This is a genomic window from Streptomyces sp. NPDC053431 (assembly GCF_044544925.1).
GTDB lineage: Bacteria > Actinomycetota > Actinomycetes > Streptomycetales > Streptomycetaceae > Streptomyces.
In genome coordinates this window covers 113702-121823 of sequence record NZ_JBITXX010000021.1, presented here as the reverse complement: position 1 = coordinate 121823, position 8122 = coordinate 113702, and the positions used below count along the sequence as shown (strand labels likewise).

The following is an 8122-nucleotide window of genomic DNA, read 5'->3' as shown; positions in this document are numbered from 1 at the left end:
AGCGCATGATGCGCGACGCCAAGATCACCCAGATCTACGAGGGCACCAACCAGGTCCAGCGCATCGTCATGGCCCGCAACCTCCCGTAATCCCCCGTTACTCGAAAGGAGACAGGCCGTGACCCTGAAGATCGCTGTCTGTGTGAAGTACGTTCCCGACGCCACCGGTGACCGCGGTTTCGCCGACGACCTGACCGTCGACCGCGACGACGTCGACGGGCTGCTCTCGGAGCTCGACGAGTACGGCGTGGAGCAGGCGCTGCGGATCGCCGAGGAGGCGGACGACGCCGAGGTCACCGTCATCACGGTGGGCCCGGACGACGCCAAGGACGCGCTGCGCAAGGCGCTGTCGATGGGCGCCGACAAGGCCGTGCACGTCAACGACGAGGACATCCACGGCACCGACGTCATGGGCACCTCGGCGATCCTCGCCAAGGCGCTGGAGAAGACCGGTTTCGACCTGGTCGTCTGCGGCATGGCCTCGACGGACGGCACCATGGGCGTGCTGCCGGCGCTGCTCGCCGAGCGCCTGAACCTGCCCCAGGTGACGCTGCTGTCCGAGGTCTCGGTCGAGGACGGCGTCGTGAAGGGCCGCCGGGACGGCGACGCCGCCAGCGAGCAGCTGGAGGCGCCGCTGCCGGCCGTCGTGTCGGTCACCGACCAGTCCGGCGAGGCCCGTTACCCCTCCTTCAAGGGGATCATGGCCGCCAAGAAGAAGCCGGTCGAGGAGCTGGACCTGGACGACCTGGGCATCGACGCCGACGAGGTCGGCCTCGGCGGCTCCTGGACCCTCGTCGAGTCGGCCACGGCGCGCCCGGCCCGCACGCAGGGCACGATCGTCACGGACGAGGGTGACGGCGGCAAGCAGCTGGCCGCGTTCCTGTCCGCCCAGAAGTTCATCTGACCCACCGTCACCACCCCTCAGGAGCAAGGAATCATGGCTGAGATCCTGGTTCTCGTGGACCACGCCGACGGTGCGGTCCGCAAGCCGGCCCTCGAACTGCTCACCCTGGCCCGCCGGATCGGCGAGCCCTCGGCGGTCGTCCTCGGCGCCGGCGAGGCCGCGGCCTCGATCGCCGCGACGGCCGGCGAGTACGGCGCGGCCACCGTGTACGTGGCGGACGGCGCCGAGTTCGCCGAGCAGCTCGTCGTGCCGAAGGTCGACGCGCTCACCCAGATCGCCAAGGACAAGGGCGTCGCCGCCGTTCTGGTGACCTCCTCGGGCGAGGGCAAGGAGGTCGCGGCGCGCGTGGCGCTGCGCCTGGGCTCCGGCCTGATCACGGACGCGGTGGAGCTGGAGGCCGGCGAGAACGGCCCGGTCGCCACCCAGTCGGTGTTCGCCGCCTCGTACCAGACGAGGTCGACGGTCTCGCACGGCGTGCCGGTCATCACCGTCAAGCCGAACTCGGCGGCCCCGGAGGCGGCTCCGGCCGCGGGCGCGGTCGAGAACGTGACCGTGACCTTCACCGGCAACGCGGCCAAGGTCGTCTCGCGCACCCCGCGGGTCTCCACCGGCCGTCCGGAGCTGACCGAGTCGGCGATCGTGGTCTCGGGCGGCCGCGGTGTCGGTGCGGCCGAGGGCTTCGCGGTCGTCGAGAAGCTGGCCGACTCGCTCGGCGCGGCGGTCGGCGCCTCGCGCGCCGCGGTGGACGCGGGCTGGTACCCGCACTCCAACCAGGTGGGCCAGACCGGCAAGCAGGTCTCGCCGCAGCTGTACATCGCGGCGGGCATCTCCGGCGCGATCCAGCACCGGGCCGGCATGCAGACCTCGAAGACGATCGTGGCGGTCAACAAGGACCCGGAGGCCCCGATCTTCGACCTGGTCGACTACGGCGTGGTGGGCGACCTCTTCGAGGTGCTGCCGCAGCTGACGGACGAGATCGGCGCCCCCTGATCCGATGCGTGGCAGGTGCGGGTGGCACTCGGTACCACCCGCACCTCCCGTCCTGACGCACATACGAGGAAGGGGCGGGTGGCACTCTGTGCCACCCGCCCCTTCCTCGTACGCCCGTGCGGCGCGCTCAGAACCAGCCGTCGAGCGCGACCTCCTCGCACAGCCGGACCACCGGCCTGCGGCCCGTGGAGCCGTCGTGGGAGAGCCGGACCCGGACCCCGGGGCGCACCGCGTGCGGCGGTCCGTCGACCCGGCACTGCACCACGAAGCCCTCCGCCATGTGCACCGGCCAGAGGTCGGCCTGGGCGGCCGTGAAGGCGCGGCGTACGGAGATCACCCCTTCGCCCGCGCTGAGTTCAGGGGCGAGGTCGGTGGACCCGCAGGTCGGGCAGAGCAGGCGCTGGAAGGTGGTGGTCTGGCACCAGCGGCAGCGCTGGAAGTAGAGCTCGGGCTCGGCGGCCGACTCGTCGGCCAGGACGGCGGTCCCGTTCCGCAGGCCCGTGGATCCGGTGTGGAACACGATGCTTCTCCTTGCACTCGGCGGCTCAACCGTGCATGGAGCAAACATATGGCACTGAGTGCCAGCAAATAAAGACCTGAGTTCCCTCAATTGACGATACTGAGATCCCTCTGTGTCCCTGGGGACACTCAGACGTCGCCGAGGCTCGCCTCGACCTCGCGCACCACGCGCCACATCGGGGTGGACCGCTTGGCGATGACCACGACCACGTCGTCGGTCTCCTGCTCCCCCGGCCCGCCGCTCGCGCCGCCCTCGGGGCTCCAGGTGTCCCGGACGAACTCCAGGGCCCGGTCCACCTCGGCGAGGGGGTCGCCCTCGCCGCCGGACCGCAGCCAGTGGCGCAGGGCGTGGTTGTGCGCGGCGACGACGGCGGCCGCGACGACGTTGGCCCGCAGGGTGCCGTCGCGGCGGTCGGCGAAGCGGGTGCGCAGGTAGTCGCCGAGGGTCTTCTCGTACCGCCAGACGACGGAGAGCTCGTACGTCCGCAGACCGGTCACCTCGCGGGTGAGGCGGTAGCGCTGGACGGAGAAGGTGGGGTTCTCGGCGTACATCCGCATGACGAGACGGGTGGCCTCGCAGACCCGCTCCAGCGGGTCGTCGGAGTCCTCGCTCGCGGCCAGGAACTCGGTCATGTCGGCGAGGCTCTGCTCGTGGTCGGGGAAGACCACGTCCTCCTTCGACGGGAAGTACCGGAAGAAGGACCTCCGGCCGACCCCGGCCGTGCGGACGATGTCGTCGATCGTCGTCTGCTCGTAGCCGCGCTCCAGGAAGAGCTGGAAGGCCGCCGCGACGAGGGAGTCACGCATCGAGGGCTTGGCGGGGTTGGTGCTCATACCCCGAACCTAGCACTCGGATCCCTCCCGCGGCGGCACTTGGTGCCACACCCGTGGTCAGCGGGCTGCCATGCGCAGGGCGCCGTCCATCCGGATGGTCTCACCGTTGAGGTAGTCGTGCTCGGCGATCATGGTGACGAGGCGGGCGTACTCCTCGGGACGGGCGAGCCGCTGCGGGAAGGTGACGCTCGCGGCGAGCCCGGCCCGGATCTCCTCGCTGAAGCCGGCCATCATCGGGGTGTCGACGATGCCGGGCGCGACGGTGACCACCCGGATGCCGAACTGCGCGAGGTCACGGGCGGCGGTGATGGTCATCCCGGCCACGCCGGCCTTGGAGGCGGCGTAGGCGATCTGGCCGACCTGCCCCTCGAAGGCCGCGATGGAGGCGGTGTTCACGACGAGGCCGCGCTGGCCGTGGGCGTCGGCCTCCTGCCGGGCGATGACCTCGGCGGCGAGCCGCATGACGTTGAAGGTGCCGACCAGGTTGACGTCGAGGACGGAACGGAACAGGGCCAGGTCGTGCGGGCCCTTGCGGCCGAGCACGCGCGCGGAGGGCGCGATCCCGGCGCAGTTCACGGCGAGCCGCAGCTCGGCGCCGTCCTCCTCGATCCGCGCGAGCGCGGCCCGCACCTGCTCCTCGTCGGTGACGTCGGCGCCGACGAGGGTGACCCCGTCGGCGGGGGCCTCCGCCCCGGCGACGGCCTTGTCGAGGTCGAGGCCGTAGACGGTGGCCCCCTTCGCGGCGAGCGCGGCGGCGGTGGCGGCGCCGAGCCCGGATGCGGCACCGGTGACGAGCGCGGCGGAACCTGCGATGTCCATGGAACTCCTCGTACGAGATTGCCTTCGACCGATTGCTTCGACCGAATGATTGCTGCGACCGAACTGCCTGCTGCGGCCGGTCTACGGGGTATCGAGCCCCCTGCTCATGAACAGGGCCGTCTCTCCTTCGCTCGCCGTGCCCCGGTAGAAGGTGGTGTCGAGCCCGCACAGCTCGAAGCCCATGCGCCGGTAGGCGCGGACGGCGGGCGCGTTCACGTTCGTCACCTCGAGCCAGGCGGTCCGCGCTCCGGCCCGGCGGCCGTACGCGCAGGCCCGCTCCATCAGCGCGGCGCCGACGCCGCGGCCCCGGTGGGCGGGCGCCACCGCGATCCGGTGGACGACGAGGCGGCTGTGCCACTCCTCGACGCCGACTTCGACGAAGCCGCAGACCTCGCCCCCGGCGACGGCCACCTCCACGTACGTTCCGCCGGAGCCGTCGTCCTCGTCCTCGCCCTCGTCGGGGAACACCTTCACGAGCGGCGGGTCGACGATCCGCTCGCGCAGGGCGAATCCCGCGCCGTCCGCGACGACCTCGTAGATCCTGTCCGTCGTGAAGGAGTCGTCGATCGCCTCGATCCGCTCCCGGTCGGCGGGCGCCGCCGACCGGTGGACGATCGGCGGCGCGGAGTACTCCCTGGCGCTCCCGGCGCTACTTCCACTCATAGACCTTCGCGGTGGCCTTTCCGCTCTCGTCCGTCTCGAACTCGAACACTCCCGCCGTCGCGTTGAGCCGGCTGAACGCGGCGGCCGCGGTCTCCCAGAAGATGGCGCCGCGCCAGTGCACCGTGCCGGCCTCGTCGAGGCGGCCGACGCCGGAGCCGTGCCAGGTGACGGTGTCGCCGCCCTGGGTCATGATGACGCCCTGGCCCTCTCCGAAGAGCGTGCCGTCGGCGCGCATCACCGACTCGTACGTGCCCATGTCCTTCACCCCGGTCCCCAGGAGGGTGCCGGTCGCCTGGAAGGACGCCTCCAGGACGGGGTGGCCGCCGTCGGTGGACAGCACCCGGATTCCGGTGGTCTCGCCCTGTTCCTCGCCGATCAGGTCGCCGAGCATGACGGGGCTCCTCTCCGAACGTGACGGATCGGGTTCCCCTCTTCCGGGGTACGCCCGACGGCACACCGGGGCAACCGGAGCAGGTCAGGCGGTGAGCTGGCGGCTGATGACCAGGCGCTGGATCTGGTTGGTGCCCTCGAAGATCTGCATGATCTTGGCCTCGCGCATGTAGCGCTCGACCGGGAAGTCGCGGGTGTAGCCGTAGCCGCCGAGGACCTGGACGGCGTCCGTGGTGACCTTCATGGCGGTGTCGGTGGCGATGAGCTTGGCCGCGCTGGCCTGGCGGCTGAAGGGCCGCCCGAGGTCACGGCGGCGGGCCGCGTCGAGGTAGGTGGCGCGGGCCGCGTCGACGGCGGCGGCCATGTCGGCGAGCAGGAAGCCGAGGCCCTGGTGGTCGATGATCTTCCGGCCGAAGGTGGTGCGCTCGTTGGCGTAGGCGACGGCGGCGCTCAGCGCGGCCTGGGCGAGGCCGGTCGCGCAGGCGGCGATGCCGAGACGGCCGGAGTCGAGGGCGCTGAAGGCGATCTGCAGGCCCTGGCCCTCGTCGCCGATGCGACGGTCGGCCTCGATCAGGGCGCCGTCCCAGTGGGCGGAGGTGGTGGGGACGGCCTGGAGGCCCATCTTGCGCTCGGGCTTGCCGAAGCTGAGGCCCTCGGTGGCCCCGGGGGCGAGGAAGCAGGAGATGCCGTGGCTGCCGGGCGCGGTGCGGGCGAAGAGGGCGTAGAAGCCGGCCTTGCCGCCGTGGGTGATCCAGGCCTTGTTGCCGGTGACGCGGTAGGCGCCGTCCTCGGTGCGCTCGGCCTTGCAGGCGAGGGCCGCGGCGTCGGAGCCGGCCTGCGGCTCGGACAGGCTGTAGCCGCCGATGAGCTTGCCGGCGAGCATCTCGGGCAGCCAGCGCTCCTTCTGCTCGGCGGTGCCGAAGGAGTGGAGCGGGTGGCAGGCGAGGGTGTGGACGCTGGTGGCGACGGCGACGGCCGCCCAGCGGGCGGCGAGCTCTTCGAGGACCTGGAGGTACACCTCGTAGGGCTGGCCTCCGCCGCCGAACTCCTCGGGGTACGGCAGGCCGAGCAGACCGGTCCCGCCGAGGGTCGCGAACAGACCTTCCGGATACGTCTCGGCGGCCTCGTGCTCGTCGGCGCGGGAGGCCAGCTCCTTGTCGGCGATCTCCCGCGTGAGAGCGATGAGGTCCGCTGCCTCGGGGGTGGGAAGCAGGCGGTCGACATCCATGGCGACTCCATCACGACGCGTACGGTGCTGCGAAACGGTACTGCGAGGGGTACGGCAGTACCGGTTAGCGTAGCGCAGAAGAGGGTTCCCGTAACCCCCCGAACGGGTCGCCCGGCATACTGTTCGGGTGATCGAGACCTCCGCCGTCGGCGTCCCCAAGCTCACCGGCCGGGGCGCCGCCCGGCGCTCCGAGCTCTTCGAGGACCTCGTGGCGCTCCTGGTGGGCGAGGGCTTCGCCCGGCTGACCCTCGACGACCTCGCCGCCCGGCTGCACTGCTCCAAGCGGACCCTGTACGGCCTCGCGGGCAGCAAGGAGCAACTGGTCCGGGCCGCCGTGGTGCACTTCTTCCGGCGGGCCACCGTGCGCGTCGAGGCGGTGCTCGCGGCGGCGACCGGCCCCGCCGAGCGCCTGGCCGCCTATCTCCGTGCCGTCTCCGCCGAACTCGCCCCGGTCTCCCCGCAGTTCTTCGACGACGTGGCCGCCTTCGAACCGGCCGCCGAGGTCTACGAGCGCAACACCCGGGCCGCGGCCGGACGGGTGCAGCAGCTCATCGAGGAGGGCGTGCGGGCCGGGGTCTTCCGCGAGGTCCACGTGAGCTTCGCGGCGGACGTGATCGCCTCGGTCATGGTCCGCATCCAGCGGCGGCAGGTGGCCGCCGCGACCGGCCTGGCCGACGCGGCGGCGTACGAGCAGCTCTCGGAGCTGCTGCTGCACGGCCTGCGCAAGGGCTGAGCCACCGCCGCGGCCCGCGCACAGGCTCAGCCGCCGCGGCCCGCGCACAGGCTCAGCCGCCGCGGCCCGCGCACAGGCTCAGCCGCCGCGGCCTGCGCACGGGCTGAGCGACCGCCGCGGCCGCCGCCTCAGCGGGGTGTGGCGGTGAAGGCCCGCCGGTAGGAGCGGGGCGGTACGCCCCGGCGCCGGACGAACTGCTCACGCAGGACGGCCGCGCTCGTGTAGCCGACCCGGTGGGCGATCTCCTCGACCGGGAGGTCGGTGGTCTCCAGGAGTTCCTCGGCCCTGCTCAGGCGCAGCTCGCGCAGCCAGGCGTGCGGGGTGGTGCCGGTCGCGGCGGCGAAACGGCGGGCGAAGGTGCGCCGGCTCATCATGGCGCGGCGGGCCAGTTCGGTGACGGGCAGCGGCTCGTGCAGGTGCTCACGGGCCCAGCCGAGGACCTCGGCGAGCCGTTCGTCCTGGCCGTCGGCGGGGACGGGCGCGGCCAGGTACTGGGCCTGCCCGCCGTCGCGATGGGCGGGCAGCACCATGTCCCGGGAGACCCCGTTGGCCCGCGCCGCGCCGTACTCCCGGCGCAGCAGGTGCAGGCACAGGTCGAAGCCGGCGGCGGCGCCCGCGCCCGTGACGACGTTCCCCTCGTCGATGTACAGCGCGTCGGCCTCCACGCTGACCGACGGGTGCCGCTCGGCGAGGAGTCCGGCGAACCGCCAGTGGGTGGTCGCCCGCCGGCCGTCGAGGAGCCCGGCGGCCGCGAGCGCGAAGGTGCCGACGCAGTGGGCCGCGACGACCGCGCCGCGCTCGTGCGCCGCCCGCAGCGCCTCGAGCACGGCGGGGCCGGGCGGGGTGCGGAACCCGGCCCCGGGCAGGGCCATGACCAGGTCGGCCTCGGCGAGCCGGTCGAGGCCGTGGGTGAGCGACAGCGGCACCCCGCAGTCCGTGGGCACCGGGCCCGGCCCCTCGGCGCACAGGGCGAGGTCGAAGCCGGGAAACTCCGGTCCGTGCGGACCGAACACCTCGGTGACGACGCCGACGGCGAGCATGCC

Annotated in this window: 11 protein-coding genes; 4 read left to right on the top strand and 7 right to left on the bottom strand. The window is 72.6% G+C overall.

The window, feature by feature from the left end:
• From ACIGXE_RS33195 to ACIGXE_RS33185, 3 genes are all read left to right on the top strand, one after another.
• The coding region (locus tag ACIGXE_RS33195) for an acyl-CoA dehydrogenase family protein (protein ID WP_157846636.1) at positions 1–89 on the top strand (89 nt) is incomplete at its 5' end.
• Positions 90–117: 28 nt separating this feature from the next.
• Positions 118–903: an electron transfer flavoprotein subunit beta/FixA family protein gene (locus tag ACIGXE_RS33190; RefSeq protein WP_399753352.1), complete on the top strand. Its 786-nt coding sequence runs from the start codon at positions 118–120 to the stop codon at positions 901–903.
• Positions 904–936: 33 nt separating this feature from the next.
• Entirely contained in the window at positions 937–1893 is a 957-nt protein-coding gene (locus ACIGXE_RS33185) for an electron transfer flavoprotein subunit alpha/FixB family protein (protein WP_399753350.1), read from the top strand.
• 127 nt (positions 1894–2020) lie between these two features.
• Here the strand turns inward: ACIGXE_RS33185 and ACIGXE_RS33180 are convergent, their stop codons facing one another.
• The 6 genes from ACIGXE_RS33180 to ACIGXE_RS33155 form a co-directional block, all read right to left on the bottom strand.
• Positions 2021–2413, bottom strand: coding sequence for a Zn-ribbon domain-containing OB-fold protein (locus ACIGXE_RS33180; RefSeq protein WP_399753348.1), 393 nt, complete (start codon positions 2411–2413; stop codon positions 2021–2023).
• A gap of 128 nt (positions 2414–2541) precedes the next feature.
• Entirely contained in the window at positions 2542–3246 is a 705-nt protein-coding gene (locus ACIGXE_RS33175; protein ID WP_399753346.1) for a TetR/AcrR family transcriptional regulator, read from the bottom strand.
• A gap of 57 nt (positions 3247–3303) precedes the next feature.
• The gene (locus ACIGXE_RS33170; RefSeq protein WP_399753345.1) at positions 3304–4065 is read right to left on the bottom strand and encodes an SDR family NAD(P)-dependent oxidoreductase; all 762 of its coding nucleotides are present in this window, start codon (positions 4063–4065) and stop codon (positions 3304–3306) included.
• 81 nt (positions 4066–4146) lie between these two features.
• The gene (locus tag ACIGXE_RS33165) at positions 4147–4728 is read right to left on the bottom strand and encodes a GNAT family N-acetyltransferase (RefSeq protein ID WP_399753343.1); all 582 of its coding nucleotides are present in this window, start codon (positions 4726–4728) and stop codon (positions 4147–4149) included.
• Positions 4715–5119, bottom strand: a complete 405-nt coding sequence (locus ACIGXE_RS33160; protein ID WP_399753342.1) for a hypothetical protein — start codon at positions 5117–5119, stop codon at positions 4715–4717. Before ACIGXE_RS33160 ends, ACIGXE_RS33165 begins: the two co-directional genes overlap by 14 nt.
• Positions 5120–5203: 84 nt before the next feature.
• Positions 5204–6346 carry an acyl-CoA dehydrogenase family protein gene (locus ACIGXE_RS33155; protein WP_399753340.1) on the bottom strand — a complete coding sequence of 381 codons (1143 nt, stop codon included), beginning with the start codon at positions 6344–6346 and terminating at the stop codon, positions 5204–5206.
• 127 nt (positions 6347–6473) lie between these two features.
• On the opposite strand from ACIGXE_RS33155, the gene ACIGXE_RS33150 reads away from it, so the two are divergent.
• Positions 6474–7079: a TetR/AcrR family transcriptional regulator gene (locus ACIGXE_RS33150; RefSeq protein WP_399753337.1), complete on the top strand. Its 606-nt coding sequence runs from the start codon at positions 6474–6476 to the stop codon at positions 7077–7079.
• 128 nt (positions 7080–7207) lie between these two features.
• Here ACIGXE_RS33150 and ACIGXE_RS33145 read toward each other — a convergent pair whose 3' ends face one another.
• Positions 7208–8119, bottom strand: a complete 912-nt coding sequence (locus tag ACIGXE_RS33145) for a GlxA family transcriptional regulator (protein ID WP_399753361.1) — start codon at positions 8117–8119, stop codon at positions 7208–7210.
• Positions 8120–8122 lie beyond the last annotated feature (3 nt).

Bases quoted from the DNA above. Each gene is read 5' to 3' on its own strand.
- ACIGXE_RS33185 (WP_399753350.1), top strand. From the start codon at position 937: ATGGCTGAGATCCTGGTTCTCGTGGACCACGCCGACGGTGCGGTCCGC.
- ACIGXE_RS33175 (WP_399753346.1), bottom strand. From the start codon at position 3,246: ATGAGCACCAACCCCGCCAAGCCCTCGATGCGTGACTCCCTCGTCGCG.
- ACIGXE_RS33170 (WP_399753345.1), bottom strand. From the start codon at position 4,065: ATGGACATCGCAGGTTCCGCCGCGCTCGTCACCGGTGCCGCATCCGGG.
- ACIGXE_RS33165 (WP_399753343.1), bottom strand. From the start codon at position 4,728: ATGAGTGGAAGTAGCGCCGGGAGCGCCAGGGAGTACTCCGCGCCGCCG.
- ACIGXE_RS33160 (WP_399753342.1), bottom strand. From the start codon at position 5,119: ATGCTCGGCGACCTGATCGGCGAGGAACAGGGCGAGACCACCGGAATC.
- ACIGXE_RS33155 (WP_399753340.1), bottom strand. From the start codon at position 6,346: ATGGATGTCGACCGCCTGCTTCCCACCCCCGAGGCAGCGGACCTCATC.
- ACIGXE_RS33145 (WP_399753361.1), bottom strand. From the start codon at position 8,119: ATGCTCGCCGTCGGCGTCGTCACCGAGGTGTTCGGTCCGCACGGACCG.